We start from the raw sequence: 25,392 nt of genomic DNA, 5'->3' as shown, positions 1-25,392 counted from the left end.
CGGGGCATTCCCGCTTGAGGTATTTTATCATGAAAAGCGCCCGGCTCCATCTTCATGAATTGCCTGCCAGCATTCTTCCCACTTTGCGAAGGGTTTCTGGTTCCCAAGCTCCAGCTTGGGAACCCAAGGCAGCGCAAGCTCCAGCTTGGCACCCGACGGAAGCTGGAGCTTCAACTGGCATTGCGTTCCCAAGGTGGACCTTGGGAACGAGATTCAATCCCGTGGCAAGCCGCACTTTGCCCCCCTCCCCTTGCGGGAGGGGGTTAGGGGGTGGGGGAAGGTGGCATCATTGCCAGACGTTGCGGCTTCACCCCCCCGTGTCACTTCCCTGCGGCCGGAAGCAACCCGTGCTTCTGCGCCATTGCCCGCGCCTTCTTGGAGTCCAGGAACTGCACGAACGCCTTTACTCCGGGGGAGGGGTTTTTCCTGGTCACAAGGAAGATCTTTTTGGCGTAGCCGTACTTCCCTGTCGAGAGATTGGACAGGGTCGGCTCCACGCCGTTCAGGCGCGCGACGTTGACTGTGCCGGGCTCGGAAAGGGGCATGATCAGGGGGATGAAGGAGATGGTTCCTGCAGTCTTCTTGAGGTGGTCGAAGGTCTCCTGGTCGGTGATGCCCATCAGCATGTCCGGTCGCGCGTGCGCCGCGGTGACCGCGCGGTCCATCTCCGGAGAAAGCGAACGGAGCACCGCCGTGTCGATGTCTTCCTTGGGACGCAGGACCACGCGTACGAAGTCGCCGTCCGCCCACTGTCCATGGGTCCCGAAGTACATGGCGGCAAGCTGCCCGGTGGTCACGTTGTCGAGCTTGGTGCCGCGGTGGGTGACCACGGCGTAGGGGGTCCTGCCGTACTCGTACCAGGCGACTCCCGCTACCTTTTCCTGCGGCTTGAGCTCGCGGCCGGGAACGGCGACGTCAAGCGCACCCTTGGCGATGGCCTTGAGCGACGCGGCGGAACCGACGCTTTTCTGCACGTCAAAGGTGATCTCCGGGTGGCTCTTCTGAAAGGAGGCGATCAAAGGCTTCATCAGGGTCACCCCGCACCCCGTACCGTTGAGCCTGATAGTTTCCGCGGCGGCCGGCTGCCAGGACAAAAGGAGAAAGAGCAAGGCCAAAACGACCCCGCGGGGGAGATACGGGTGAGACATGATGCGCTCCTTTCGGCTGTCCGACGGTGAAAAAAACAGGGCTGGTCCCGGGAACGGATTTGAGAGGGGCAACCTTTACAACATCGGCCGCATCCTTCATTAACTTGAGGGTTTTCGTTAAGTTACGAAAACTCCCTTTATAGGAGGAAGTCGACCACCAGCCCCTTGATCTTGATGATCTGGGAGACGATGCGGATGTGGTCTTTCTGCTCGCGCATCACCAGGTGGTAGAGGAGGTCCGCCTCCTTGTCGATGACCGAGATCACCTCGTGGGCGCGCCCGGTCACGCCGCCGCTCAAAAGTTCCACCCGGTAGGCTTCGGCCGTGACCTTGCGAGCCATGGTGCCGATCAGCTCGCGGAACACCTTGAAGTTGGCGATGGTCGGCTCCTGCTCCAGGACCTCGCCCGCCTTGTCGATCTCCTCCTTCAGACGCTTTAGTTCCCCTTCGTACTCGGTGCCGCTCTTGGCGATGGCCGTGAGCCGCCCGGCGAAGAGCTGCCCGGAGGAACCGGCGACGCTTTTGGCCGGGGTCCCCTTCCCTTTCTTGGCGACGCTGCGTGATTCGCTCTTTTCGTCGATGCGCATCTGGAGGTACTCCGCGCCCCGCGGCGGCAGTGCGGCGGGGAAAACAAAAAGAGCCCCGGAAATCCGGGGCCCAATGATGGTGGATAGGCTTAGCTAGTTCTTTACCACGTTGGCCGCCTGCGGCCCCTTGGCGCCCTGCACGACGTCAAAGGTGACCGAGTCACCCTCGACGAGGGACTTGAAACCGTCTCCCTGGATCGACGAGAAGTGCACGAACACGTCCACCCCGTTATCCTGCTCGATGAAGCCGAATCCCTTAGCGTCGTTGAACCATTTCACCACACCGTTTGCCATTACTTTTTCTCCCTTTGCTGCTTGTTGTTGGATGGGGGGCGACTGCGCCGCCCCCCCCTTTGTGCGTCTTCGACGCATCTGCTGCCTGCCCTATTACACGTTTACGGAAAAAGTGTCAAGTCTGCCGGCTACAGGCGACACCTTTGCCGGGTGCAGCATGCGGGAATCAGGCGGTCGCCGCGGGCTGCTGCGAGGCGTCACTCCCCTTTCCCCCGCAGCCGCATCCCTTCGCCGCGGAGGCGGCCTTCGCCTCGGCGTTCAGCGTGGCGTGGGCGGCGGACAGGCGCGCGATGGGTACCCGGAAGGGGGAGCAGGAGACGTAGTCGAGCCCGACTGAGTCGCAGAAGATGACTGAGGCCGGGTCGCCGCCGTGCTCGCCGCAGATGCCTAGCTTGATCCCGGGACGGGTCTGGCGCCCCTTCTGGCAACCCATGCGCACCAGCTCGCCTACCCCCTGCTGGTCCAGGGTCACGAACGGGTCGTCCTCGAGGAGGCCGTTCTCCACGTAGAAGGGGAGGAACTTGCCGGCGTCGTCGCGGGAGAGACCGAAGGTGGTCTGGGTCAGGTCGTTGGTGCCGAAGGAGAAGAATTCGGCCTCGGCCGCGATGGCGTCGGCGGTGATGGCCGCGCGGGGGAGCTCGATCATGGTCCCGATCAGGTACTCAACCTTCACGGCGTAGCGCTTGATCACGTCCTCGCAGACCCCGACCGAGTTGGCGCGCAGCACCGCGAGTTCCTTGGTCGTTGCCACCAGCGGGATCATGATCTCGGGGACGATGTCGAAGCCCTCTTCCTTCACCAGCTCGCAGGCAGCCTCCATGATGGCCTGCACCTGCATGTCGTAGATCTCCGGGAAGGTGATGCCGAGGCGGCAGCCGCGGTGCCCGAGCATCGGGTTGAACTCGTGCAGGAACTCGACCTTGTGCTTCAGGGTCTGCACCGAGACCCCCATGGTGGCGGAGAGCGCCTCGATGTCCTTCTCCTCCTGGGGGAGGAACTCGTGCAGCGGCGGATCGAGGAGGCGGATGGTGACCGGAAGCCCCTTCATCTCGCGGAAGAGCCCCTTGAAGTCGCCCTTTTGCATCGGGAGGATCTTGGCGAGCGCCTTCTTCCTGCCTTCCAGGTCCGCGGAGAGGATCATCTCGCGCACCGCCGCGATGCGGTCCGCTTCGAAGAACATGTGCTCGGTGCGGCAAAGGCCGATCCCCTCGGCGCCGAAGTCGCGGGCGGTCTTCGCGTCGTGCGGGGTGTCGGCGTTGGCGCGGACCTTCATCCTGCGGAACTTGTCTACCCAACCCATCAGGGTGCCGAAGTCACCGCCTACGCCGGCGGCGACGGTCGCGACCGCGCCCTTCATCACCTCGCCGGTGGAGCCGTCGAGAGTGATGACGTCCCCTTTCTTGATCACGCTCCCGTCCTTGGCTACGAACTGCGCCTGATTGTAGTCGACCTTGATGTCGCCGCAGCCGGCCACGCAGCATTTGCCCATGCCGCGGGCGACGACCGCCGCGTGGGAGGTCATGCCGCCGCGGGCGGTCAGGATGCCCTGCGCCGCGTGCATGCCGTGGATGTCCTCGGGGGAGGTCTCGACGCGGACCAGGATCACCTTGTGCCCGAGCTTCGCCAGCGTCTCTGCCTCGTCGGCGGTGAAGACCACCTCGCCGGAAGCGGCCCCAGGCGAGGCCGGAAGCCCCTTGGCTATCACCTTCTTATCGGCCTTCGGGTCGAGGGAGGGGTGCAAGAGCTGGTCCAGCTGATTGGGAGCTACGCGCAGCACGGCGGTCTTCTCGTCGATAAGCTTCTCAGCCACCATGTCCACCGCGATCTTGATGGCCGCCTTGGCCGTCCTCTTGCCGCTTCTGCACTGCAGCATGTAGAGGATTCCCTTCTCGATGGTGAACTCGATGTCCTGCATGTCCTGGTAGTGGCGCTCCAGGATGTCGCGGATCTCGGCCAGTTGCTTATAGCACTCGGGGAGCACCTCCTCCATGCTGGGGAGGTCGCCCGGCTTGTACTTGGCCCTGTTGATCGGCTGCGGGGTGCGGATGCCGGCGACGACGTCCTCGCCCTGGGCGTTCACCAGGTACTCGCCGTAGAAGTAGTTCTCGCCGGTAGAGGGGTCGCGGGTGAAGGCGACGCCGGTGGCGCAGTCGTTACCCATGTTGCCGAACACCATGGACTGCACGTTGACGGCGGTGCCCCAGTCGGCGGGGATGCTGTTGAGCCTTCTGTAGGTGATGGCGCGCTGGTTCATCCAGGAGCCGAACACGGCGCCGATGGCGCCCCAAAGCTGCTCTTTCGGGTCCTCGGGGAACTCTACCCCCAGGGTCGCCTTGACCTTCGCCTTGAACTCGCCCACGAGCTCCTTCCAGTCGGATGCCTTGAGGTCGGTGTCGAGGTGCACGCCGCGGGCGTCCTTCTTCTGCTCCAGGAGGTGCTCCATCTCGTCCTTGGGCATCCCCATCACCACGTCGGAGTACATCTGCACGAAGCGGCGGTAGGCGTCGTAGGCGAAGCGCTCGTCGCCGGACTGCGCGATGATCCCCTGCACCGTGGTGTCGTTAAGACCCAGGTTCAGGATGGTGTCCATCATGCCGGGCATAGAGGCGCGGGCGCCGGAGCGGACCGAGACCAGGAGCGGGTTCTTGGCGTCGCCGAACTTCTTCCCCATAAGCGCCTCGACCTGGGCCAGGTTCTTTTCCACCTCGGCCGCCAAGGAGGAAGGGTAGTTGCGGTCGTTCTTGTAGTACTCGGTGCAGACTTCGGTGCTGATGGTGAAGCCGGCGGGGACCGGGAGACCGATGCTGGTCATCTCGGCGAGGTTCGCCCCCTTACCGCCCAGAAGCTCCTTCATCTTGGCGTTGCCGTCCGCCTTGCCGGCGCCGAAAAAGTACACATACTTCGTTCCCATTGAAATCCTCCTTAGATGTTTTTAATAAGTCCCAAGCTTAACGTATACAAATTATTTTTTGAAAGGCAAACAGCCGCCGGCCTGGGTTCCAGGCGCGTACGGCTGTTTACGTGAGCGTTATTTTTGGTCTTCTGTGCTGCGGATGTGGTCTTCATGTTCCCGTTCATCTGCTTTTGCCGCAGCTTCATCATCAGGGCGACAACCTCGAGAAGTCCGCCAGGCTTCCGAAGAGCCTCGCTATGCCGGTGAGAAGCGCCAGGCGATTCTGGCGCACCCGTTCGTCCTCGGCCATGACCATGACCTTTTCGAAGAAGAGGTCGACGGCGGGCTTCAGCGTCGCTATCTCGGTCAGGGCCGCCAGGTAGTCGGCCTTTTTGAGCGCTGCCGCCACTTTGCCGGAGACCTGCGTCAGCGCCTGGTGCAGTTCACCTTCGGCGGCGTCCTGGAAGAGTTCGGTCGAGACCGGGGTATCCACCCCGTCCTTGACGATGTTGCAGACCCTTTTGAAGGCGACGGCCAGGGGGCCGAAGTCGTCGCGGTTACGGAAGCCTGCCAGTGCCTCGATCTTCGCTGCCGCCTCGACCAGGTCGTCGAAGGAGACCGACACCACCGCCTCCACCGCGTCGGAGGGGAAGCGGTCCGCCATCAGGTTCACGAAGCGCCCGCGGAAGAAGTCGAGGACGTCCTTTTGCACCTCGGCAAGCGGCCGGGTCGCCTTGGCGGAGAGGAGATCGAGCGACGCCTTGACGAAGTCGGAGAGCGGCTCGCGGTACCCCTTGTCCAGAATGATGTTGATGATGCCGAGCGCCGAACGCCTGAGGGCGTAGGGGTCGGCGGAACCGGTGGGGATGAGCCCAACCGAGAAGCAGCCGCAGATGGTGTCCATCTTGTCGGCCAAGGAGACGAAGGCGCCGATGTCGGAGGCGGGAAGCTCGCCCCCTGCCTGGGTCGGGAGGTAGTGCTCGGCGATGGCGTTGGCCACAGCCTTCTCCTCGCCGTCGTGGAGCGCATACTCGCGCCCCATGATCCCCTGCACCTCGGGGAATTCCCCGACCATGCCGGAGACGAGATCCGCCTTGCAAAGCGTCGCCGCGCGCTCGACCTCTTTGGTCACGGCGGGGTTCAGCCTCTGGGCCAGGCGTTTGCCCAGCTCGCGGAAACGCTCCATCTTCTCGTAGGAGGTGCCGAGCTTCGCCTGGTACACCACGCTCTTCAGGGACTCGACGCGGGCTTCGAGCCTCACCTTGTGGTCCTCGTCGAAGAAGAAGCGGGCGTCGGAGAGGCGGGCGCGGAGCACCCTCTCGTTCCCCTTGACCACCACCTGCGGGTCCTCGGTGATGGTGTTGTTGATGGTGATGAAGCCGGGGAGGAGTTTCCCCTCATCGTCCACCAGGGAGAAGTAGCGCTGGTGCTCGCGCATGGAGGTGATCAGCACCTCGCGCGGCACCACCAGGAAATCGGGTGAGAAGGTGCCGTGCACCGCGCTCGGGTACTCGACCAGGTAGCTCACCTGCTCCAGGAGAGCCTCGTCGGGAAGGACGTTCCCCTTGGCCTGCTTGGCCACCCGCTCGATCTCGGCGCGGATGATCTCTTTGCGCTTATTCGGGTCGGGGATGACGAAATGGCGCTCGCACTCCTCTAAGTAGTGGGCCAGGTCGCGCACCGGGAAGGAGGTATTGGCCATGAAGCGGTGGCCGCGCGAGGCGCTTCCGCTGTCGATGTTGCCGAAGGAGAAGGGAACCACCTTGCCGTCGAAGAGCGCCACGATCCAGTGGATGGGGCGGGCGAAGCGGACGTCGAAGTCGGCCCAGCGCATCGACTTCTTGAAGGGGATGTTCCCGATCAGGCGCGGCAGGAGTTCGGGGAGGAGTTCTGCCGTAGCGCGGCCTATCTCGCTTTTCACGGCGGCGAGATACTCGCCTTTCTCCGTGGTCACGAGCTTCAGCTGCGAGACATCGATTCCCTGGCCGCGGGCGAAGCCCTGGGCTGCCTTGGTGGGGTTCCCGTCGGCGTCGTAGGCGTGGCTTTTGGCCGGCCCCATCGCGGTCAGTTCCGCGTCAGGCTGCCTCTCGGCGACCCCCTTAACGGCCAGCACCAGGCGGCGCGGGGTACCGAGCGTCACGATCTCGCCGTACTCGATGCGGGCGCTGTCGAACTCTTTCTTGATCAAAAGCTCCATGTCGGCCATCGCCTTGGGGACGAAGCCGGCCGGGATCTCTTCGCAACCTATCTCCAGAAACAGGTCCTTAGCCATTAGAGCCCTCCTTTCAGCAGCGGGAAACCGAGCCGCTCGCGCATCTGCAGGTAACCCTCGGCGCAGAGCCTGGCCACGTTTCTCACCTTGCCGATGTAGGAGGCGCGCTCGGTGACCGAGATGGCGCCGCGGGCATCCAGAAGGTTGAAGGTGTGGGAGCATTTCATCACGTAGTCGTAGGCGGGAAGTACCAGACCCTTCTCCACCAGCCGCACGCACTCCTTCTCGTACATCTTGAAGAGCTGCAGCAGCATGTCGACGTCGGCCTCCTCGAAGTTGTAGGTCGAGAACTCCACCTCGCTTTCGTGGTGGATGTCGCCGTACCTGACCCCCTTGACCCACTCGAGGTCGTAGACGTTGTCCACGCCCTGCAGGTACATGGCGATCCTCTCGCAGCCGTAGGTGATTTCGGACGATACCGGCTTCAGGTCGATGCCGCCGGCCTGCTGGAAGTAGGTGAACTGGGTGATCTCCATCCCGTCGAGCCACACCTCCCAACCGAGACCCCAGGCGCCGAGCGTCGGGCTCTCCCAGTCGTCCTCGACGAAGCGGATGTCGTGCTTGCCCGGGTCGATGCCGAAGGCGCGCAGGCTGTCGAGGTAGAGGTCGAGGATGTTCATGGGCGAGGGCTTCATGATCACCTGGAACTGATAGTAGTGCTGCAGCCGGTTCGGGTTCTCGCCGTAGCGCCCGTCGGTCGGGCGGCGCGAAGGTTCGACGTACGCCACCTTCCACGGCTCGGGACCGAGCACGCGCAGGAAGGTTGCCGGGTTGAAGGTACCGGCCCCTTTTTCCGTATCATATGGTTGCTGGATCACGCATCCCTGCCCCGCCCAATACCCCTGCAGGGAAAGAATCAGCTCCTGGAATGTCAACACGCCGCCTCCGATCAACTCGTTATTTCAGACTCTGCGTCCATCGCAAAAAAAGTTTACTGTATCCAAACAGTTAGGCTCGCCAGATTACAATACCTGAGAAGCGGCTGTCAAGGAATATCGCCCGTCAACAAGGCAAAAACTGTGTCTTTTACCCCGGTCAATGGGGAAAGGGTGCAAAGGTCTCTTTATTCTTCCCGTTTACCGAAACTGGCGTTCAAGGTACACTGAGGTGGGGGTAATTTCAGATGAACCAGCAACCCGAAATCATCATCATAGGCTCCGGCTCCACCGCCTTTGCCGCAGCGCTCAGGGCGCAGGAGCGGGGTGCAGCCTCCATCATGATCGAGCGAAGCGCCCTCGGCGGGACCTGCATCAACTGGGGGTGCATCCCCAGCAAGACCCTGATCCACGCGGCGCTCTTCCGGCACGAGGCGACGCTTGGCGAGCGGCTCGGGCTGGGGGCGCTGAGCCAGGCGCTCGACTTCCCGCTTTTGGACTCCCACAAGCTGGACGTGGTGCAAAGGCTGAGAACGACCAAGTACCTGGACGTGCTCAAAAACGTCCCGGGGCTCACCCTGGTCAAGGGGATGGCGGTCTTCACCTCCCCGGACACCGTCCGGGTCGGGGAGCGGCGCCTCACCGGGAGCCGGTTCCTCATCGCCGCCGGGGGCGTCCCCCGCGTCCCCCCCATCGCAGGACTCGACGAGACCCCCTTCCTGACCAGCAAGAGCGCGCTGATGCTGAAAAAAATCCCCGTATCGCTCACCATCATCGGCGGCGGCGTCATCGCCCTGGAACTGGGACAGATGTTCCTTAGGCTGGGGGTAAAGGTAACCGTCCTTGAGCACGGGCAGAGGGTGCTTCCGGCGATCGAGGCGGAGCCCGCCCTGGCGCTGCAGGACGTCCTCGCCTCCGAGGGGATGCGCATCATCCTGAACGCCTCGGTGCTGAGCGCCTGCCGGCATGGCGACGGCGTGAGGGTCGAGGCGCTGGTCGGGGGGGAACGCACCTGCCTTGATTCGCAGCAGCTCCTCGTGGCCGTCGGCACCGCCCCCGCCACCGAAGGGCTTGGCCTGGAGCAGGCCGGGGTGCAGGTGGACCAAAGGGGGTTCATCGTGGTGGACGAGCAGATGCGCACCTCCTCCCCCGGGATCTGGGCCGCAGGCGACGTCACCGGCCGGATGCAGATCGCCACCGTCGGCGCCCGCGAGGGGATCGCCGCCGTGGACAACATGCTGGAGACCGGCTGCAACTGCGCCCTCGACTACCAGACCCTCCCTATGGCCATCTTCACCGACCCGGAGGTCGGAACCGTCGGCTACACAGAAGAGGGAGCGCGCCGGGCCGGGTTCGAGGTAGAAAGCCACACCATCCCCGCCTCCGCCATCGCAAAGGCGCACGTCACCGGGGCGCTCGCCGGCGCCGTCAAGATCGTCGCCGAGACAGGAACCGGAAGGATTCTGGGCGTGCACCTCTGCCTGCACCGCGGGGCCGACATCATCAACGAGGCCGCACTCGCCATCCGTTGCCGCATGACCGTGGCGGAGCTTGCCGACACCCTCCACGTCTACCCCTCGATGGGTGAAGGGTTGCGGCTCTGCGCCCAGGCCTTTAGCAGAAACCTGGACCATCTCTCCTGCTGCGCCGAATAGCCCAAGGCTCCCCCGCCCCCGCTTCCCATTAGTTTAAAATTGACAACAATTTCATGAAAGACTACTATGCCTCAAATTGGTTGCGGCTAACGGACCGAGACGGTTCCGCGCCGCATCAGCGTCAGGCGCAGACGGGGGCGGTGAAGATGGCGGCAGAGATACTCTTTGTGGACGACAACAAACTGGTACTCCAGGCGCTGAGCGACCTACTGAGGTCGCACGGCATCGCCCCCCTCGCCGCCAGCGACGCGGAAGAGGCCCTGGAACTCTTCAAAAAGCACGAGATAGCGGTGGTGGTCTCGGACAACCAGATGCCGGGGATGTCGGGGCTGGAGTTCCTGCGCGAGCTCAGGAACGTCTCGCCGGACACCGTGAAGGTACTCATCTCCTCCCACGTCGACCTCCCGACGGCGCTTGCCGCCATCAACAGTTCCGAGGTCTACCGCTGTATGATGAAACCGTGGAAGGACGAGGAGATCGTCGAGGTGGTGCAGGAGGGGTTGAGGCGCTACCGCACCATTCATGACATACGGCGCGAGGACGAGGCGGTGCTCCGTTCCCTGGCGCAGACCATTGAGCTCAAGGACCCGAGCACCAAGGGGCACTGCGACCGTGTCGCGGTCTACGCGCTTTTGGTCGCCGAGGCGATGGGGATAGCGAAGGAGATGCAGCGGCAGATCAAGTACGGAAGCTGGCTGCACGACTGCGGCAAGATCGGGGTTTCGGAGTTCATACTGAACGGTCCGGGCAAGTTGAGCGAGGACGAGTTCGAGACCATGAAGATGCACACCGACTGGGGGGTGGACGTGGCGGAAAAAGCCGACCTGTCCCAGGTGGCGCGGAACATCATCCACTACCATCACGAGAAGTACGACGGCAGCGGCTACCCCTGCGGGCTCATGGGGGAGGAGATTCCCATCGAAGCGCGCATCGTTTCGGTGGCCGACGTCTACGACGCCCTCACCTCGGACCGGTCCTACCGCAAGGCATATACCTTCGAGAAGGCGCGCCAGATGGTGCGCGAGATGGCGGGCACGGCGCTGGACCCGGCGGTGGTCGAGGTGTTCCTGGCCGTGGTCCCCGACGGGCCGCTACCGTCGAGCGAGGAGTTCCCGGAGTGCGACTCCCACCGAGCGGGCGGGAAGAAGCCCCTCAACCTGGTGCTTCCGGCCGCTACCTGCTGATTGCCGCGCGGCCCGGCTAGCGAAGCCAGCGGCGCACCACGAAGCTCTTCACCCCGGCAGCCCCCTTCGGATACCGGTCCGCCGGCTCCCTGGTCCGCATCAGTTTCTTCAGGGTCTCCTCCCTGGAGGAAAGCACCACCCCTTTTTTCCCGCCGCCGCACCCCATCACGCTCTGGATGATCGAATCCTCGTCCACAACCATCATCACGTGCCCCTTGTAGACCACGAGGTCCAACGGCTCCAGCTTCTTGGCGATTTCCGCCGCGGAGAGCCCCGCCACCTTCACCCCTTTTCCGTAGCGGGTGAGGTACGAGCTGTTCCTCGGGGTATAGCCGTCGGTCGCCTCGTAGAGAAGCCCGGTGCAATCCACCCCGTAAAGCGGGTCCCCCTGCGGATAGAGCGTCCTCAAAAGCGGCACCCCCTCCTTGAAGTTACCCCCCCAGACGTAGGGTCTCCCCACCGCCGAGAGGAGCCTTTTCCTTATCTCGGCCGTCTCGGGAAGGGTCCGTTGCCGCTCGCGGGGCGTTCCCTCCACCGTCTCCACGAAGCGCGCGTCCACGAAGAGGCCGGTCTTGGTCGGGTACGGGTAGTCGTTGCTGGTGACCCGGTACACCTTGACGCCGTCCTTTTCCTGCTCCCCCTCGATCCGGAACAGGGTGCCGGGAAAGGCAACGAACTCGACGGGGCGCACCCCTTTGCAAGGGTCGAGCTTCACCTTGCCGCTGAAGGTCCTGGCGAAGTCGGGGGTGTTTAAGACCGGGGTGGCTGCGACGGCGACGGCGTAGCGGGGGGAATCTGCGGCATGGGCTGCGGGAGAGAATATGGGAAGCGCCAAGAGCGCGAGGAACATCGTCTTCATCTCTTTATCCTCTAAGACTCCAGCAAGTCCCCCCTCCCCCAGCGGGAGGGGGTTAGGGGGTGGGGGTAGGTGCTATTTGCGCTGCGTGGCAAGTTCACCCACCCCCCTGCCCCCTCCCGTCAAGGGAGGGGGAGAGATGGGTTCCGCCTTGGCGCCGAAGGCGGCGGCAAGCGGCAAAAGGCGCGGCGCCTTTTCCTTCAAGATCGGCAAGAGCAGCTTCACCCCTTTTGGCTCGTTGCCGTTGCCGTGCACCAGGATGAAGCTTCCCGGGCGCGGCGCCTCTCCCTTGGCAAGCCAGGCGTCGCTCCCGATGGGGATCAGCGAGAGTTCCTTGAGCCGCTGCATCCAGGCTCCGTCGGAGACAAGCCCCGGGAAGCGGAAAAACGGGGAAGGGACCAGCCCTTGGGAGAGCAGCAGCTCTTCTGCCTGAAGCACCTCCTGCATCGGGTCGGTCCCCGGAGCGAGCAGGAAGTTCTCCGCCAGGGGGACCTTGGGGTCGTAATGGTGGTGGTACGAATGGTTCACCCAGGTCACGGCCAGTTTCCCCGAGGCTATCGCCTCTTTCAGGTAGGAGAGTTCCTGCGGATGAGTGGACAGCCACACTCCGGAGATCATTACGGCCACCGGGACGGCGCGGCCATGGCCTAGCGCTGCGGTCGCCTCGAAGAGCTCCCGCTCGAAGGGGCGCTTGGAGGGGCAGAGGTCGACGGTGAGGAAAAGCCCCTGAACCTGCGTCTCGGCGTGGACTGCCCCGCCGTTTTGCAGCCGGTATGGCGGGGAGTTGTACTTATTGAGCGCGCGGGCGAGCCTGGTGGCGCGGAAAGCGTCAGCGCCGGCGTCGCCGCTTCTTTTCGGCGAGTCGGCCGGGAGATCGTAGCTCGCAAGCGTTTCCGGGTCGACGGCGAGCAGGCGCGGCACGCCGTCGCATTTGAAACTGCGGACCGCGAGGAGCCGTTTGCCGGAGCGGTCGCTTACCGGCTCCCGGATGACGCGATATTCCGTTATCTGCGCGGCCTGCGCCTGTGCGGCGCAAAAAAACAGAAAAAGCGCCAGAAAAAGAGAAAAGGCGGGGATTTTCGCCAGGGGGGATCTGCTCATAGGATTTTTACACCAAGACGCTGCGTAGAGCGGCTTCTATCTTGTTCACGTCGACCCGCGTGTCGATGCAGGGGCCGTAGGGGCGATCGTTCAGGACCCCGATCACCGGGAGGGGGTAACAGTCCTTGATGCCGGAGGTGAGGTCGCGCTCGCAGGCGACGGCCAGTACCAGCTTGGGACGCTTTTCGATGATGACCTTGCGGGCCAGGGTGCCGCCTGTGGCGACGGAGATCTCCACCTGGTATTTCTGCGCCAGTTCGGCGAGCCCCATGATGTCGCACCTGCCGCAACGCAGGCACTTGGTGATGTCGCCGGTGACCTTGATCTCGCATTGGGAGAGCTGCAGGCAGTGCGGGAGCAGGATCAGGATTCGGTCGGGCTTGACCTTGAGGCGTTGCGAGATGACCAGGGAGTTGTTCATGGCGACGAAGGACTGGCGGATGGTGTCCTTGGAGATGCCGCAGAGGCTGCCGATCTGCTCGATGAGCGGCAGCAGGAACTTGATCACCACTCCACGCATGAACTTGGTGCCGAGGATGTCCTTCCCGAGCGCCGTGGTGAGCACCAAAAGAAGGGTTCCTAGGACCGCCATGCCGGAGAGGACGGCGAATACCATGCCCACTATGCGCGGCAAGCCGGGATGGATGTTGGTGAGCCCCATGGTCGGGATCCACCACCCAAGGTAGATGAGCCCCACCACCAGGAGGCAGGTCACCCCCATCAGTGCCACGAAGAGGCGCTTCCGGGGAGGCCCCTGATATGGCCCCTTATACCCCAACGGAAGCATCCTTCTTTCCGAGCAGGCCGCCCGGCTGGAGTTTGTACCCTGCGAGGAAGTCCCCCGCCGGCAGGCGCTTCTTGCCTTCGAGCTGCAGTTCCGCGATCACCAGGCTACCCGTGCCGCAGGCGACCTCGATGCCGTCACGGCCGCAGGAGAGGATCTCGCCCGGCGCGCCGCTCCCGGAAGCGGTCTGAACGCGGAAGACCTTCAAAAGCTTGTCGTCCAGGAAGCTGTAGGCGCCCGGCCAGGGGGTCATGCCGCGGACCTGGTTCTTGATGGCCTGCGCATCCCGGCTCCAGTCGATGAGACCGTCCTCTTTTTTCATCATCGGGGCGTAGCAGGTGAGCGCGTCGTCCTGCTTCTCCGGGACCAGTTCGCCCCGGGCCAGCCGGTCCAGCGTCTCGGCGAGGAGCTCCGCCCCAAGCTGCGACATCCGGTCGTGCAGGCTCTGGGTATCTTCGTCGGCGCCGATGGGGGTGGAGCGCTTCAGGAGCATGTCGCCGGTATCGAGCCCCACGTCCATCATCATGGTGGTGACCCCGGTCTCGTTCTCGCCGTTGATGATGCACCAGTTCAAGGGCGCGGCGCCGCGGTAGCGCGGCAAAAGCGAGGCGTGCACGTTGATGCAGCCGTACTTGGGGATGTCGAGCAGCGCCTTGGGCAGGATCTGCCCGAAAGCTATCACCACGATGAGGTCGGGGTTAAGTCCCCGGATCTCTTCGATCGACTCGGGAAGCCGCACCTTAACCGGCTGCAGCACCGGTATCCCGTGCTGCTCGGCGACGACCTTCACCGGCGGGGGGAGGGTCTGCTGCCCGCGCCCCTTGGGGCGGTCGGGCTGGGTGACCACGGCCACCACCTTTTCGCCGCGCTCGATCAGCGTGCGCAAGGTGGGGCAGGCGAATTCGGGGGTCCCCATGAAGACGATGCGCATACCGGTCATCGGTTAAGCTCCTTTGCTTCGTCCAAGGCGCGCTGGTATCGCTTGCGGAAGATCCCTTTCTTGAGCGGGGAAAGATGGTCGATGAAGAGCACGCCGTCCAGGTGGTCGATCTCGTGTTGGAAAGCGATGGACAAGAGGTCGTCGGCGCGGAAGGTCACTTCCTCGCCCTCCAGGTTGAGCGCCTTCACCACGATGCGGGCGTGCCGGCGCACGTTGGCGGAGAACTTGGGGACCGACAGGCACCCTTCCTCCTCGAACGCCTCCCCCTCGGCGTGGACGATCTCGGGGTTGATGGCCACGATCAGCTCGGGCGTCTCGTCCTTGCCGGAGACGTCGATGACGATGATGCGCTGGTGCACCCCTATCTGGGGGGCGGCAAGCCCCACTCCGGGGGCGTCGTACATGGTCTCGGCCATGTCGCGAGCCAACTCGCGGGTCTTGTCGGTGATAACGGTAACCGGCAGTGAGCGCTTCTTCAGCTCAGGGTCCGGATAGGTGAGTATTGTTCGTATCATACTGGTCCTTCCTTTGTCTTCAGAACTATCGCGCCACTATATAAAGTTGCCGGCAAAAAATCAACGAGATACTCATGAGCAACGTCCCCCTTCAGAGGGGGGAATAAGTGGCGCCTGCTTCCGCAGCTGGAGAGGGGGACACGAATATCTCAGAGAAATTCCCTATTGCCCCAAGCCGCCGGAACTGCTACTGTTAAATTACTAAAGGCATGAGCGAAAGTCGCGAAGGCGCCACATGCCACCCCAAAATGCGGGTGATATAGATCAATTCCCTGGAGATAATAATGCCGTCCACCGAATACCATGCAGAAACAGGGGTGAGGATCAAGAAGGCAAGGCTAGCGCTGGGGCTCACCCAGAAGGAATTCGCCGCCTCCCTGGGGATCGTCCAAGGGTTTCTCAGCGGCATCGAGACCGGCAGGAAGCGCCCTTCCGACACGCTGCTGATCGCCCTCTCGCACACCTTCGGCATCAACGCCCAGTGGCTGAGCGACGGAAGCGGAGAGAGCTTCAAAAACCAGCCCGGAGCCGAACAGCCCAATGTCAGCCGCGCCCCGCTTCTGGAGATGATACCGGACAGCTTCCCCGACGACCCCGGCGCCATCAGCCGCTACATCTCCGTCCCCGACCTCCCCGAGGGGTGCTACGCCATCGTCTGCTACGGCGATTTCATGTCTCCCACCATCCGTGACGGCGACGTGGTGATCTTCAGGCCGGAGAGCGAACAGAAGAAAAGCGGGGACATCATCATCGTCCACAACCGCTGGGGGGAACCGATCCTGCGCAGGTACCGCGTCAAGGACGACGAGATCTACCTTGCTCCCGACAACCCCGCTTATGCTCCCTTTCAGCCCGACGACGGCACCCGCACCATCGGCATCGTGGTGGATGTCTGGCGCAAGGTCATCATCTAACCCCTGCCGTTTCTGGACTCCGGCACCCGCGCGCCTTCCCTGCGTGCGTGTGCTCCGCCGCCTGGCTCCCGTCAGCCGGCTTGCCCCCCCTCACGTCAATATCCCGTCACAACCCCACCGAAAGTCAAAAAAACTTGCGCCAAAAACGGCCTAAACCGGAGTCGCAACCGCGCAATTCCGGCATGTTACGCGGAAGGAACGTATCTTGCTTTCATGAATCGCTGAGTCGGCCCATGACCGGCGGGAGGGTTCATGTGAAACAAGAAACAACGAAAAGTGTGAAGATTTTTGAAGGCACCCCCCTGCTGGACGCCGATGCGGCACTGCCGCGGCTTCTCGCTACGGGGCGGGCCGATGCCCCCGCAGCAGCAACCCGCAACAGGCTCACCCGCTCGCGCCACCTCTGGAGCCGTGAAGACGGTTTCACCATGGCCGGGGGGAGAAGGTAGCCACCCCGAAGCATCCCTTACGACACCAGCTTTTTCCCCAAAAGACGCGCCCGCGCCAGTGTCCTTGACCCAGGTCCCTGGCGTTCCTCGAGAGCCGCGAGCCCGACCAGGAGCACCCCCACCGTCCTACCCCCCAGAAGTTCCGCAGCCCGACGCAGCACCTTCACGATCGGGGTCAGAAACCGCGCCATGAAAGCGGGCGCCGCGCTGGAAGCGACGAGCACCGCGCGCCGCGGCCTCTCTTTGCTGCGGGGTTTCGGTGCAGCCGTCCCCCAGGGCCAGTAGACATAGCAGGCCAGGCGCTCGATGAAGCGTTTCATGAGCGCGGTGACGGTGCCGAAGTTCATCGGGGAGGCGAGCACCACTGCGTCCGCCCCCTCGACCAGTTCCAGCACCCTGGCCATCTGATCGGCGATGGGGCAGATGCCGCGCGCGCCTTCTCTTTCCTGGGTGCAGAGCCGGCAGTTGGTGCAGAACTCTATCTGCGTGTCCAACAGGTAAAGCTTCTCGACCTCGCCCCCTTCCCTGGCAGCCGCTGCGAGGATTTCGTCCACCACCTGATCGATCATTCCCCCCTTGCGGTAACTTCCGACTATGGCAACTACTTTCGCCTTGCGAGTCATGACACCTCCGGGATGAATCAGCGACCTCCGCCGGAGGGGACTGGCTCCGTCAGGTGCCTGTCCCCCTTCGGGATGTTTTCCTCTATCGCCCCTGCCCCTCGCGCGCCTTCTGCTCCTCGCGCGCCTTTTGCTCCAGTTTTCGCCTGCGGCGGCCGCCGAAAAACGACTCCTCGATCACGATCGCGATGAAGAGAACCACGAAAAGGGCGAAAATCACCCCGAGAATCTTGAACAACAGCGTCATACTGCAGACTCCTTTTTTGAATCAAACCCTTTGCCACGGAGAAAATCTGAGAAAACCTAAAAAAGGTAAAGCGACGGACGTTATCACCCGGCCGGGAGGCCGGTGTCAAGGCAAAGCCGCTAGCTCCCCCCGGTGAGCTTCTTCCAGCCGCTTCCGGCGAACTCCAGCACGCCGCTCATGCTCCTTTGGTAGAACTTCCTGACCGGGATCCGGTTTACCAGTATCCCTTCTTCGCCTTGCTCCAGTCTCACCTGGTCCCCAGACCTGAGCTGCACCACCTGCCGGTAGTGCTCCCCACCGACCCCGAAGAGGAAGGAGTAGCGGGTCCCGTTCACCAGGCAGGAAACGATGATGATGATTCCCTCCGGGTCGCCGGTCTTGAAATCGAAGCGGGTGGTGGCGGCGACGAAACGTCCCTGCACCTCCCCCGAGGCTTTCAAGAGCTCGCCGACGTTCATCTGCTTGGGCTTCATGCGCCCAAGCGGCGGGAGCCCCCAAGGGGTGAGTACTGGGCGGGAGCGCTGCCGGTAATGGCTGCTCCGCTCCAGGAGCGTCACCACGTTGTTGTTGATCGGCCCGCCGATGGAGTGGGCGAGACCCATCTGAAAGCGGCCGGAGGTAATGAGCCGGTGGTTCTCGACGATCTGGATCATGCCGGTGGCGCCTAGCGGATGGCCGCGCCCCTTCAGCCCGCCGGTTATGTTGGTCGGAAAGGCTCCCTGCTCGCCGGTAAGCTCGTCGTTCAAAAGCGCTTCCACGATCCGGCGCCGGTGCACGAACCCCAGGTCCACCATGTTGATCGGCCCGAAGCCGTTGAACGGATCGTGCATGTTCACGTGGATCTTACCGGCGAAGTCGGCGATCTTCTTGATCCCGGCCATGGCATAGGCCTCGGCCGCGGCGCGCACGGTGGCGGGGAAGCTGTGGAAGTAGGGGCGGTCGGCGATGGTGGGGATGTCGGTGGCGCTCCCCACCCCGGAGACGATCACCTCGTGCGGCGTCGCCGAGAGGAGCACGGCGGCGACCCCGTCGGACATGGGGCAGAAGTCGTGGTAGCGCAAAGGCCACCAGTAGCGGTAATTCTTGCCGGTAACGATCTGGCGGTAATACTCCTCCAGCGGGATCTCGAAGCCCAGATGCGCCTCGGGGTTGCGCGCGGCATAGCGGTGCGCCCGCTGGGTCAAAAGGGCGGAGAAGGCGGTCCACTCGTCGATGGAAAGCTTCAGCCGCTCTATCAGGGAGCGCGCCACGAGAGCCCCGCAGGCCGGCATGGAGAGCCCGAACTCCGCCTCGTCCTTGTCGATCACGCCGGCGACGATGCGGGTGGCCTGCCCGGTGGGGACGTCGCTCATCTTCTGTATCCCGATGGCGAGGACGTGGTCGCAGCGGCCGGAGGCGATCTGCAGGTAGGCGTATTCGAGAGCCGAGGCGCCCGAGGAGGAGGCGGTGTCGATCAAGACCGATTTGGCGCCGGAGATCCCGAGGACGCCGGCGATCTTGGCCGCAGTGTTGTCGACCCCCGAGAAGGCAACCGGGTTCTGGCAGCCGACGACGACGGCGTTTATGTCGGAACGCTTGAGCCGACTGCCGGCGAAAACCTCTCCTGCCTTTTCGGCCATCTCCAAAAAGCTCAGGGCTTCGCGTTCGCGCCCGTTATAGCGCCCGACCGGAGCCATGAAAGAGGAGGCGACATAGACCTCCCGAGGCTTGAATTGTTGCGTCACATGCCCCCCTTGCGGTGGGCTTCCGGCCCCCTGAAACGGCTGAATACCGCTTGCCAGCGCCCGCCCACTCTGCTATGTATTGAAAGCTTTCGCACAATATCATCCAAGGCGGTTCCAATGGTAGAGAAAATTAAGAATATCGTGGTATTCGTCAACGACTTCCCGGCGGCGCGCCGGTTTTACCGCGAGCAGCTCGCTCTCGCCCCCGGGCAGGAGACGGAATACATGATGGAGTTCCTCCCCGCCGAGGGTACCGCCCTCGGTGTCGCGCTCGCCATGCACGACGACGCGAAGAAGCTCGTCGGGCGCCACACCGGCATCACCTTCAACGTGAAGGGGCTCGAGGATCTCTGCGCGAAGCTTACCGCCGGCGGCGCCCGCTTCACCGAGCCGCTCATGGTTACCCCCTACGGGAAGATGGCCGTCGTGGCCGACCCCGACGGAAACGAGTTCGCGCTGGTGGAGATGTGAGGCTTCCCGCCGCCCTGCTCATAGTGGCGCTGGCCGCCGGCGCGGCCTACTCGGCGCCTGCGGCGCCGCGCCCCTACAGCGGCTGCGGCATCCTGACGCTGAGACAGTGGGGGGCGCTGCAGTCGGCGCCCCTTCCGCTTTACCGCGAACCGGGTGTGCAGCGCATCGCCGAGAAAAGCGCCGCTGCGCTGCCCCGCCTGGCGGGCGACGGCGTCGAGCCGCTGGTGGCGGCGAGCGAGCGGCGCGGCAACTGGACCCGGCTCTCGCTTGACGAAGCGGGGCGGCAGGGTTGGCTGGAGCAGCAGCGCGGCTGGGAATACGCGAGCTGGGAGGAGTTCCTCCCCGGCCGCACCGTCCGCGTGCTCCCCGGACTGAAGAAGGGGTGGTACCAGCTCAAGGGGGCACCCACGGAAGAGGCGGCGGGACTCGCCTCGCTTTCCCGGGACCAGTTGGTACAAGTGCTGGAGGTCGAGGAGGACTGGGTGAAGCTGGAGCGTCCCTCAGGCTGGTTCAGATGGCGCGACCCCGACGGCCGTCTCACCGTCTCCCTTAAGACCTCGAGGTAGACAAAGCATCTGCCTTTGTTCATCTCGGACACTTTCCAATTCCTGCGCCGAGCGCCGTGTTTTTCTTCCAAGTGATCATTTTCTTCTCCCAAGTGACGTTTTTTTCGTCCAAATGATATTTTTTGGGTCCAAGTGATGTTTTTTGGGCCCAAGTGATGTTTTTCTCGGCCCAAGTGATGTTTTTTTCTTCCAAGCGGTATTTTTTTGAGAAAAAAGTACCACTTGAATCAAAAAAATGACATTTTTTATCGGGAAAGTAACACTTGGCTTCAAAAAATGTCGTTTTTTCAAAGGAAGTGATACTTTGCGCCGGAAAAGTAACTTTTCCGCGGGCGGAAGTTCTCCCCCATTCATGAAAAACATTGACATCGACAGCACTGCATGCTATTTGAGGCGTCATGTATACTAACAGCGTTACATCACGTGGCACCGTCCACGAGGCAGCAGCGGCCAGACCCTTCTAGAGCCGCCACTGCTGATTCAGAAAACAAGAGATACTGAAGGCCGTGGGGGACCCCCGCGGCCTTTTTTTATACAAAATCCGGTTTTAGCTGCAATAAACGCATAACGTCCTAGGGGGAAAAAGAATGCGCAACGAGATAGTCGCTCCCGGCGCGGGAGAACTTACCTACGAGATCAGGAACATCGTTACGGTTGCCGAGAAGGTGCAACGCTTAGGGGTGAAGATCAACTGGGAGAACATAGGCGACCCCATCGTCAAGGGGGAGAACATCCCGCTCTGGATGAAGGAGATCGTGGCGGCCGAGGCGATGAACGACGACAGCTACGCCTACTGCCCGACCCGCGGCGTCCTGGAGACCCGCGAGTTCATCTGCGAGATCACCAACAAGCGCGGGGGCGCGCAGATCACCCCCGACGACATAATCTTCTTCAACGGCCTGGGCGACGCCATCGCCAAGGTGTACGGCAACCTGCGCCCCGAAAGCCGCGTGCTCATGCCCTCCCCCACCTACACCACCCACTCCATCGGCGAGGCGGCCCACGCGAACGCGGTGCCGGTCTGCTACCGCTTGAAGCCCGAGGACAACTGGTACCCGGACATGGACGACCTCGAGTGCCACGTGAAGTACAACCCGCAGATCGCCGGGATCATGATGATCAACCCGGACAACCCGACCGGGATGGTGTACCCGGTGGAGGTGCTGAAGCAGATCGTCGAGATCGCGAGGAAATACGACCTCTTCATCATCGCCGACGAGGTGTACAGCAACATCGTCTACAACGGCGAGAAGACGGTCCCCATCTCGGACGTAATCGGGCAGGTCCCCGCGATCGCAATGAAAGGGATCTCCAAGGAACTCCCGTGGCCCGGCTCCCGCTGCGGCTGGATCGAGGTGTACAACGCCGACCGCGACCCGCGCTTCAACAAGTTCGTCAACTCCATCCTCTCCTCCAAGATGAACGAGGTCTGCTCCACCACGCTGCCGCAGCGCTGCCTGCCGGCGGTGATGAAGCACCCCGAGTACCACAACTACCTGAACGAGCGCATCACCCGCTACGAGAAGATGAGCAACATCACCTATGAGGCGCTCTCGAAGGTGCCGGAGCTGGCCGTGAACCGCACCAACGGCGCCTTCTACATGGCGGTCCCCTTCAAGCCGGGGGTCCTGAACAACACCCAGACCCTCCCCATCAAGAACCCGGAGATCCGGCAGTTGGTCGAGGGGATCGTGAACCAGCCGGGAGTGGCGCCGGACAAGCGTTTCGTCTATTACATCCTGGCGCACACGGGGATCTGCGTGGTTCCCCTCTCCTCCTTCAACACGGAGCTCCTCGGGTTCAGGGTAACCCTCCTGGAGCGGGACGAGGCGGAGTGCCGCAGGATCTACCGGACCCTCACCGAGAACATCGCCACCTACCTCGCCTCCTAGAGGAGATAAAAAAAGCCCCGCCGCAAGCGGGGCTTTTTCTTTGGCTAGAGCTGATTTATCTAAGGTCTTGAAATCCCCCCTGTCCCCCAGCACTGCCCGGTTAGGTATTTACACTTATCTAGATCAAGCAGTTTTCAGCTCTCCCCCTCCCGCAAGGGGAGGGGGGATCAAGAGCGGCTTTCTTCTGGTTCCCAAGCTCCAGCTTGGGAACGAGACGGTTGATGCAGTTTGGGGGTGAGGAAAAAGGGAATGTGGGAGCTCGCAGGAAACGCCGGAGGGTGAAAGGGACAAGGTTGCGTGTTGATTGACTTTTGCGGCCCAATTATGTTATTCGTTTCCCATTTGTGCTGTTCTCCCCCAATTTTCAACAGAGGTTCAGATGTCCTCGAGCATGCGAGGCAGGCGGCAGTGCCCGGCAAAGGGCGACCCACGATGATAGACGGTTTTAAAGGCGGCACCGAGCCGGACATCGCCCCGGAAACCTTCGACGTCATAGGCCGCATCCTGAAGGCACGCTCCGGCTTCACCCTGGACGGTTACAAGGACAAGTGCGTCAAAAGGCGCATACACATAAGGGTCCGCGCCACCCAGTCCCCCTCCCCCGAGGCTTACGGCATGCTTCTGACCGAAAGCCCCGCCGAGCAGGAGCGCCTGCTGCGGGTACTCACCATCCACGTTTCCCATTTTTTCAGGAACCCCCCCGTCTTCGAAAGGCTCGCCGTCGATATCCTGCCGCAGCTGATAAGCGAGCGCAGGGAGCTCAACATCCTCAGTGTCGGCTGCGCAGGGGGAGAGGAGCCGTACACGGTCGCCTTGATCCTCAAGGAACGGTTTCCCCAGGCGCTGGAAGAGGGGCGCATCTCCCTTCGCGCCGTTGACGTCGACGTCTCTACGCTGGAGCACGCAAGAGAAGGGGTCTACCACCCGGACCGGCTGGCCGAGGTCCCGCCCGAACTTTTGTCGCGCTGGTTCACCCCGCAGGACGGGCGCTTTCGCCTGTCCCAGGAGATCCGCTCCCTGGTCAGCTTCAGCCAGGCGGACCTGAACCAGCCGCAGCAGTGGCCGCGCTGCGACCTGGTGCTGTGCCGCAACGTGCTGATCTACTTCGAAAGAGAGCGCCAGGAGACCATCCTGAACGGCTTCGCCGACGCCCTGTTCCCTGGCGGCTGCCTGGTGCTGGGAAAGTCGGAGACGCTTTTTGGCGCCCCACGCAACCGTTTCAAGACCTTCTGTCCCGTGGAGCGCATCTACCGGGCCATCGCCTAACCAGCAGAATAAGGAGCTCGCCGCAATGTACATTCAAATCGGGTACAAGTTCATCCTGGGATTCCTGACCGTGGTCGCGGCCGTAGCCTTTGTCCCCTCGTGGGTGGCTGCCCTGGACTACTCCCCCGAACTCACCAGCATACTCTCCTACGTAGTCGCGCTCACCATAGGGCTCATCCTCGGCTCCTTCTTCTCCAAGAGCTTCACCAAGAACATCGCCCTCCTGCGCGGGGCCACCGAGTCGATCAGCGAGGGGGATCTCTCCAGCGACCTCGTGTTCCCGGCAACCCGTTTCCCCGACGAGACCCACAGCATGGCCGTCTCCATTAACGCCATGCTGGTAAGCCTCAGGACCCTGGTCCGCCAGATCCGGGAGACGGCCGAAAGGGTTTCGGAATCCACCAGGACGCTCAACTCCTCCGCGCTTGAAATCAACGCCTCTACCGAGGAGGTGGCGCAAGCGATCGAGCAGATCTCCGGCGGCGCCGAGACCCAGGCCGAGATGCTCGTCCGCAGCTCCAAGGTGATCCACGAGATGGCGATCTCCGTCGACCTGGTGGCGCGCCGGGCCAGGGAAACGGCCAAAGCCGCCCGCGAGACCAGCATCACGGCGCAGCGCGGCGGCGAGCTCGCCAACGATTCGCTGGAGCGGATGAAGAGCTTCTTCGACAGCGTCGAGCTGATTGGGATGCAGTTCATGGACCTGAACGGCAAGCTGCAGCAGGTAGGGAAGATCGCCGACTTCATCGTGGACATGGCGCGCCAGACCAACCTCCTCGCCTTGAACGCGTCCATCGAGGCGGCCCGCGCGGGAGAATACGGCAAAGGTTTCGGCGTGGTTGCCGAAGAGGTAAGAAAGCTCGCCGACGGCAGCGCCAAGAGCGCCACAGATATCGTGGAGATGATCGACCTGGTCAAGATGGAAAGCCGCAAGCTGCAGGAGACCATCACCGACAGTTCGCGCGGCATCATCGCCGGAAAGAAGAACGTGGACACCACCGCGGAGTCGTTCAAGGAGATCCTGGCCACCGTCATCGATACCGAGCGCAAGGCCAACTCCATCGCGGACCTGTCGCAGATGCAGAACACCGGCGCGGAGAAGATGGTGAGCATGGTGGACGAGATAGCCAAAGTGGCCGAGGACAACGCCGCCTCCACCGAGGAGGTCTCCGCCGCGACCGAGCAGCAGCATTCCGCCATGCAGGAGATGGTGTTCCAGACCGTGGAGCTCTCCAAGCTCGCCGAGGAATTGCTCCGCTCCGTCGAGAAGTTCCAGGTGCAAGGGGAGCCGGGTCAGTGATCCCGGAACGGCTGATCCTTTTCACGCTGGGGGGGGAGGAATTCGCCTGCAGCCTGCAGCAGATCGGCGAGGTGATGGAGCCTCTGCAAAGCTACCCCTTCGCCGGCGCCCCCGCGCATTACCTGGGGCTGATCAACTTCCACGGCAACCTCACCGCGCTCGTGGACCTGGCTCTTTATCTCGGGCTCAAAAGCCGCCCCATCCCCGGCAAGCTCCTGGTGCTCGACCCGAGGCTCGCCCATTTGGCGCTCAAGGTGGACGGGGTGAGCGCCATCATCGCCTCCGACCTCGTAACCGGCGAAGAGCCGGGGGAAGACCCGCTTACCGAGGCGTACCTGGAGACCCCAAGTGGGCGCGTGCGGCTTTTGCAGCTGGAGGCCCTGATCGACGAGCTGGAGAACGGGCTCAAGCAGGCCCCCGCCCGCATCTAGTCGCAGTGGCTTAAGATTTGTAGCAGATCAGGAGGTAGCAATGGCCACTACGGTCATGATAGTCGACGACTCGCTGTTCATGAGAAAGATGCTCCGTGACATCCTAACCGAAGAGGGTTACGAGATCACCGCCGAGGCGTCCGACGGCAATGAGGCAATTGAGAAGTACCAGGAGTGCCGCCCCGATCTCGTCACGCTGGACATCGTGATGCCCAACAAGACCGGCATCGAGGCGCTGCAGATAATCATGGTGCTCGACCCGCAGGCGCGCGTGGTGATGTGCTCGGCCATCGGGCAGGAATCGATGACCGAGGCGGCCGCGAAGGCGGGGGCCAAGGCTTTCATCCTGAAGCCGTTCAATCCGGAGCTTGTGGCGCGCACCCTTAGGGAAGTGGCCGAGGGATAGCG

Annotated in this window: 26 protein-coding genes; 11 read left to right on the top strand and 15 right to left on the bottom strand. The window is 62.9% G+C overall.

The window, feature by feature from the left end:
- Positions 1-320 precede the first annotated feature (320 nt).
- The 6 genes from GBEM_RS03205 to glyQ form a co-directional block, all read right to left on the bottom strand.
- Entirely contained in the window at positions 321-1,148 is an 828-nt protein-coding gene (locus GBEM_RS03205) for a PstS family phosphate ABC transporter substrate-binding protein (protein ID WP_012529083.1), read from the bottom strand.
- A gap of 137 nt (positions 1,149-1,285) precedes the next feature.
- Positions 1,286-1,735, bottom strand: a complete 450-nt coding sequence (locus GBEM_RS03200; protein ID WP_012529082.1) for a YaaR family protein — start codon at positions 1,733-1,735, stop codon at positions 1,286-1,288.
- A gap of 93 nt (positions 1,736-1,828) precedes the next feature.
- Positions 1,829-2,029, bottom strand: coding sequence for a cold-shock protein (locus tag GBEM_RS03195; RefSeq protein ID WP_012529081.1), 201 nt, complete (start codon positions 2,027-2,029; stop codon positions 1,829-1,831).
- 166 nt (positions 2,030-2,195) lie between these two features.
- Complete coding sequence (ppdK, locus tag GBEM_RS03190) at positions 2,196-4,940, bottom strand: pyruvate, phosphate dikinase (RefSeq protein WP_012529080.1); 2,745 nt, start codon at positions 4,938-4,940, stop codon at positions 2,196-2,198.
- Positions 4,941-5,130: 190 nt separating this feature from the next.
- Positions 5,131-7,194 carry a glycine--tRNA ligase subunit beta gene (glyS, locus tag GBEM_RS03180; RefSeq protein WP_012529078.1) on the bottom strand — a complete coding sequence of 688 codons (2,064 nt, stop codon included), beginning with the start codon at positions 7,192-7,194 and terminating at the stop codon, positions 5,131-5,133.
- The gene (gene glyQ / locus GBEM_RS03175; protein WP_026843081.1) at positions 7,194-8,069 is read right to left on the bottom strand and encodes a glycine--tRNA ligase subunit alpha; all 876 of its coding nucleotides are present in this window, start codon (positions 8,067-8,069) and stop codon (positions 7,194-7,196) included. Before glyQ ends, glyS begins: the two co-directional genes overlap by 1 nt.
- 248 nt (positions 8,070-8,317) lie before the next feature.
- On the opposite strand from glyQ, the gene merA reads away from it, so the two are divergent.
- The gene (gene merA, locus GBEM_RS03170) at positions 8,318-9,724 is read left to right on the top strand and encodes a mercury(II) reductase (protein WP_012529076.1); all 1,407 of its coding nucleotides are present in this window, start codon (positions 8,318-8,320) and stop codon (positions 9,722-9,724) included.
- A gap of 146 nt (positions 9,725-9,870) precedes the next feature.
- Positions 9,871-10,908, top strand: coding sequence for an HD-GYP domain-containing protein (locus GBEM_RS03165; protein WP_012529075.1), 1,038 nt, complete (start codon positions 9,871-9,873; stop codon positions 10,906-10,908).
- 16 nt (positions 10,909-10,924) lie between these two features.
- Here the strand turns inward: GBEM_RS03165 and GBEM_RS03160 are convergent, their stop codons facing one another.
- The 5 genes from GBEM_RS03160 to def form a co-directional block, all read right to left on the bottom strand.
- Entirely contained in the window at positions 10,925-11,767 is an 843-nt protein-coding gene (locus GBEM_RS03160; protein WP_012529074.1) for an NlpC/P60 family protein, read from the bottom strand.
- A 72-nt stretch (positions 11,768-11,839) separates the two neighbouring features.
- Complete coding sequence (locus GBEM_RS03155) at positions 11,840-12,865, bottom strand: polysaccharide deacetylase family protein (RefSeq protein WP_012529073.1); 1,026 nt, start codon at positions 12,863-12,865, stop codon at positions 11,840-11,842.
- Between the two features lie 7 nt (positions 12,866-12,872).
- Positions 12,873-13,643: a DUF116 domain-containing protein gene (locus GBEM_RS03150; protein ID WP_012529072.1), complete on the bottom strand. Its 771-nt coding sequence runs from the start codon at positions 13,641-13,643 to the stop codon at positions 12,873-12,875.
- Positions 13,633-14,589 carry a methionyl-tRNA formyltransferase gene (gene fmt, locus GBEM_RS03145; RefSeq protein WP_012529071.1) on the bottom strand — a complete coding sequence of 319 codons (957 nt, stop codon included), beginning with the start codon at positions 14,587-14,589 and terminating at the stop codon, positions 13,633-13,635. The genes GBEM_RS03150 and fmt overlap by 11 nt, the downstream gene beginning before the upstream one ends.
- Positions 14,586-15,104 carry a peptide deformylase gene (gene def / locus GBEM_RS03140; protein ID WP_012529070.1) on the bottom strand — a complete coding sequence of 173 codons (519 nt, stop codon included), beginning with the start codon at positions 15,102-15,104 and terminating at the stop codon, positions 14,586-14,588. Before def ends, fmt begins: the two co-directional genes overlap by 4 nt.
- 284 nt (positions 15,105-15,388) lie before the next feature.
- Here def and GBEM_RS03135 point away from each other — a divergent pair, with 284 nt between their 5' ends.
- Both GBEM_RS03135 and GBEM_RS21175 read left to right on the top strand, forming a co-directional pair.
- Complete coding sequence (locus GBEM_RS03135; RefSeq protein ID WP_012529069.1) at positions 15,389-16,018, top strand: LexA family protein; 630 nt, start codon at positions 15,389-15,391, stop codon at positions 16,016-16,018.
- Positions 16,019-16,272: 254 nt separating this feature from the next.
- Positions 16,273-16,467, top strand: coding sequence for a hypothetical protein (locus GBEM_RS21175; protein ID WP_148212886.1), 195 nt, complete (start codon positions 16,273-16,275; stop codon positions 16,465-16,467).
- A 17-nt stretch (positions 16,468-16,484) separates the two neighbouring features.
- Here the strand turns inward: GBEM_RS21175 and GBEM_RS03130 are convergent, their stop codons facing one another.
- The 3 genes from GBEM_RS03130 to GBEM_RS03125 all read right to left on the bottom strand — a co-directional run bounded on the left by GBEM_RS03130 (position 16,485) and on the right by GBEM_RS03125 (position 19,058).
- Positions 16,485-17,090, bottom strand: coding sequence for a flavodoxin family protein (locus tag GBEM_RS03130; protein ID WP_012529068.1), 606 nt, complete (start codon positions 17,088-17,090; stop codon positions 16,485-16,487).
- A gap of 82 nt (positions 17,091-17,172) precedes the next feature.
- Positions 17,173-17,334, bottom strand: coding sequence for a hypothetical protein (locus tag GBEM_RS21390; RefSeq protein WP_012529067.1), 162 nt, complete (start codon positions 17,332-17,334; stop codon positions 17,173-17,175).
- 119 nt (positions 17,335-17,453) lie between these two features.
- Complete coding sequence (locus GBEM_RS03125) at positions 17,454-19,058, bottom strand: thiolase family protein (protein WP_012529066.1); 1,605 nt, start codon at positions 19,056-19,058, stop codon at positions 17,454-17,456.
- A gap of 117 nt (positions 19,059-19,175) precedes the next feature.
- Here GBEM_RS03125 and GBEM_RS03120 point away from each other — a divergent pair, with 117 nt between their 5' ends.
- Complete coding sequence (locus GBEM_RS03120; RefSeq protein WP_012529065.1) at positions 19,176-19,529, top strand: VOC family protein; 354 nt, start codon at positions 19,176-19,178, stop codon at positions 19,527-19,529.
- On the top strand, positions 19,526-20,095 hold the full coding sequence (locus GBEM_RS03115; RefSeq protein ID WP_012529064.1) for a hypothetical protein: 570 nt from the start codon (positions 19,526-19,528) through the stop codon (positions 20,093-20,095). Before GBEM_RS03120 ends, GBEM_RS03115 begins: the two co-directional genes overlap by 4 nt.
- A gap of 19 nt (positions 20,096-20,114) precedes the next feature.
- On the opposite strand, the gene GBEM_RS21170 is transcribed toward GBEM_RS03115, so the two are convergent.
- Complete coding sequence (locus GBEM_RS21170; protein WP_012529063.1) at positions 20,115-20,525, bottom strand: hypothetical protein; 411 nt, start codon at positions 20,523-20,525, stop codon at positions 20,115-20,117.
- 157 nt (positions 20,526-20,682) lie between these two features.
- Between GBEM_RS21170 and GBEM_RS03110 the strand changes: the two genes are divergently transcribed.
- The 5 genes from GBEM_RS03110 to GBEM_RS03090 all read left to right on the top strand — a co-directional run bounded on the left by GBEM_RS03110 (position 20,683) and on the right by GBEM_RS03090 (position 25,390).
- Positions 20,683-21,987: a pyridoxal phosphate-dependent aminotransferase gene (locus GBEM_RS03110; RefSeq protein ID WP_012529062.1), complete on the top strand. Its 1,305-nt coding sequence runs from the start codon at positions 20,683-20,685 to the stop codon at positions 21,985-21,987.
- A 432-nt stretch (positions 21,988-22,419) separates the two neighbouring features.
- Positions 22,420-23,253, top strand: coding sequence for a CheR family methyltransferase (locus GBEM_RS03105; protein ID WP_012529061.1), 834 nt, complete (start codon positions 22,420-22,422; stop codon positions 23,251-23,253).
- Between the two features lie 25 nt (positions 23,254-23,278).
- Entirely contained in the window at positions 23,279-24,553 is a 1,275-nt protein-coding gene (locus tag GBEM_RS03100) for a methyl-accepting chemotaxis protein (RefSeq protein WP_012529060.1), read from the top strand.
- Positions 24,550-24,984: a chemotaxis protein CheW gene (locus tag GBEM_RS03095; RefSeq protein ID WP_012529059.1), complete on the top strand. Its 435-nt coding sequence runs from the start codon at positions 24,550-24,552 to the stop codon at positions 24,982-24,984. The genes GBEM_RS03100 and GBEM_RS03095 overlap by 4 nt, the downstream gene beginning before the upstream one ends.
- Before the next feature lie 40 nt (positions 24,985-25,024).
- Positions 25,025-25,390 carry a response regulator gene (locus GBEM_RS03090; RefSeq protein ID WP_012529058.1) on the top strand — a complete coding sequence of 122 codons (366 nt, stop codon included), beginning with the start codon at positions 25,025-25,027 and terminating at the stop codon, positions 25,388-25,390.
- Positions 25,391-25,392: the final 2 nt, after the last annotated feature.

Origin of the sequence: Citrifermentans bemidjiense Bem (genome assembly GCF_000020725.1) — a bacterium.
Classification (GTDB): domain Bacteria; phylum Desulfobacterota; class Desulfuromonadia; order Geobacterales; family Geobacteraceae; genus Geomonas; species Geomonas bemidjiensis.
This window is presented reverse-complemented; position numbering and strand designations above follow the sequence as displayed.

Bases quoted from the DNA above. Each gene is read 5' to 3' on its own strand.
- GBEM_RS03195 (WP_012529081.1), bottom strand. From the start codon at position 2,029: ATGGCAAACGGTGTGGTGAAATGGTTCAACGACGCTAAGGGATTCGGC.
- GBEM_RS03090 (WP_012529058.1), top strand. From the start codon at position 25,025: ATGGCCACTACGGTCATGATAGTCGACGACTCGCTGTTCATGAGAAAG.
- ppdK (WP_012529080.1), bottom strand. From the start codon at position 4,940: ATGGGAACGAAGTATGTGTACTTTTTCGGCGCCGGCAAGGCGGACGGC.
- GBEM_RS03205 (WP_012529083.1), bottom strand. From the start codon at position 1,148: ATGTCTCACCCGTATCTCCCCCGCGGGGTCGTTTTGGCCTTGCTCTTT.
- GBEM_RS03110 (WP_012529062.1), top strand. From the start codon at position 20,683: ATGCGCAACGAGATAGTCGCTCCCGGCGCGGGAGAACTTACCTACGAG.
- GBEM_RS03165 (WP_012529075.1), top strand. From the start codon at position 9,871: ATGGCGGCAGAGATACTCTTTGTGGACGACAACAAACTGGTACTCCAG.
- merA (WP_012529076.1), top strand. From the start codon at position 8,318: ATGAACCAGCAACCCGAAATCATCATCATAGGCTCCGGCTCCACCGCC.
- GBEM_RS03160 (WP_012529074.1), bottom strand. From the start codon at position 11,767: ATGAAGACGATGTTCCTCGCGCTCTTGGCGCTTCCCATATTCTCTCCC.
- GBEM_RS03105 (WP_012529061.1), top strand. From the start codon at position 22,420: ATGATAGACGGTTTTAAAGGCGGCACCGAGCCGGACATCGCCCCGGAA.
- GBEM_RS03135 (WP_012529069.1), top strand. From the start codon at position 15,389: ATGCCGTCCACCGAATACCATGCAGAAACAGGGGTGAGGATCAAGAAG.
- GBEM_RS03200 (WP_012529082.1), bottom strand. From the start codon at position 1,735: ATGCGCATCGACGAAAAGAGCGAATCACGCAGCGTCGCCAAGAAAGGG.
- fmt (WP_012529071.1), bottom strand. From the start codon at position 14,589: ATGACCGGTATGCGCATCGTCTTCATGGGGACCCCCGAATTCGCCTGC.
- GBEM_RS03155 (WP_012529073.1), bottom strand. From the start codon at position 12,865: ATGAGCAGATCCCCCCTGGCGAAAATCCCCGCCTTTTCTCTTTTTCTG.
- def (WP_012529070.1), bottom strand. From the start codon at position 15,104: ATGATACGAACAATACTCACCTATCCGGACCCTGAGCTGAAGAAGCGC.
- GBEM_RS03120 (WP_012529065.1), top strand. From the start codon at position 19,176: ATGGTAGAGAAAATTAAGAATATCGTGGTATTCGTCAACGACTTCCCG.
- GBEM_RS21390 (WP_012529067.1), bottom strand. From the start codon at position 17,334: ATGACGCTGTTGTTCAAGATTCTCGGGGTGATTTTCGCCCTTTTCGTG.
- GBEM_RS03130 (WP_012529068.1), bottom strand. From the start codon at position 17,090: ATGACTCGCAAGGCGAAAGTAGTTGCCATAGTCGGAAGTTACCGCAAG.
- GBEM_RS03100 (WP_012529060.1), top strand. From the start codon at position 23,279: ATGTACATTCAAATCGGGTACAAGTTCATCCTGGGATTCCTGACCGTG.
- glyS (WP_012529078.1), bottom strand. From the start codon at position 7,194: ATGGCTAAGGACCTGTTTCTGGAGATAGGTTGCGAAGAGATCCCGGCC.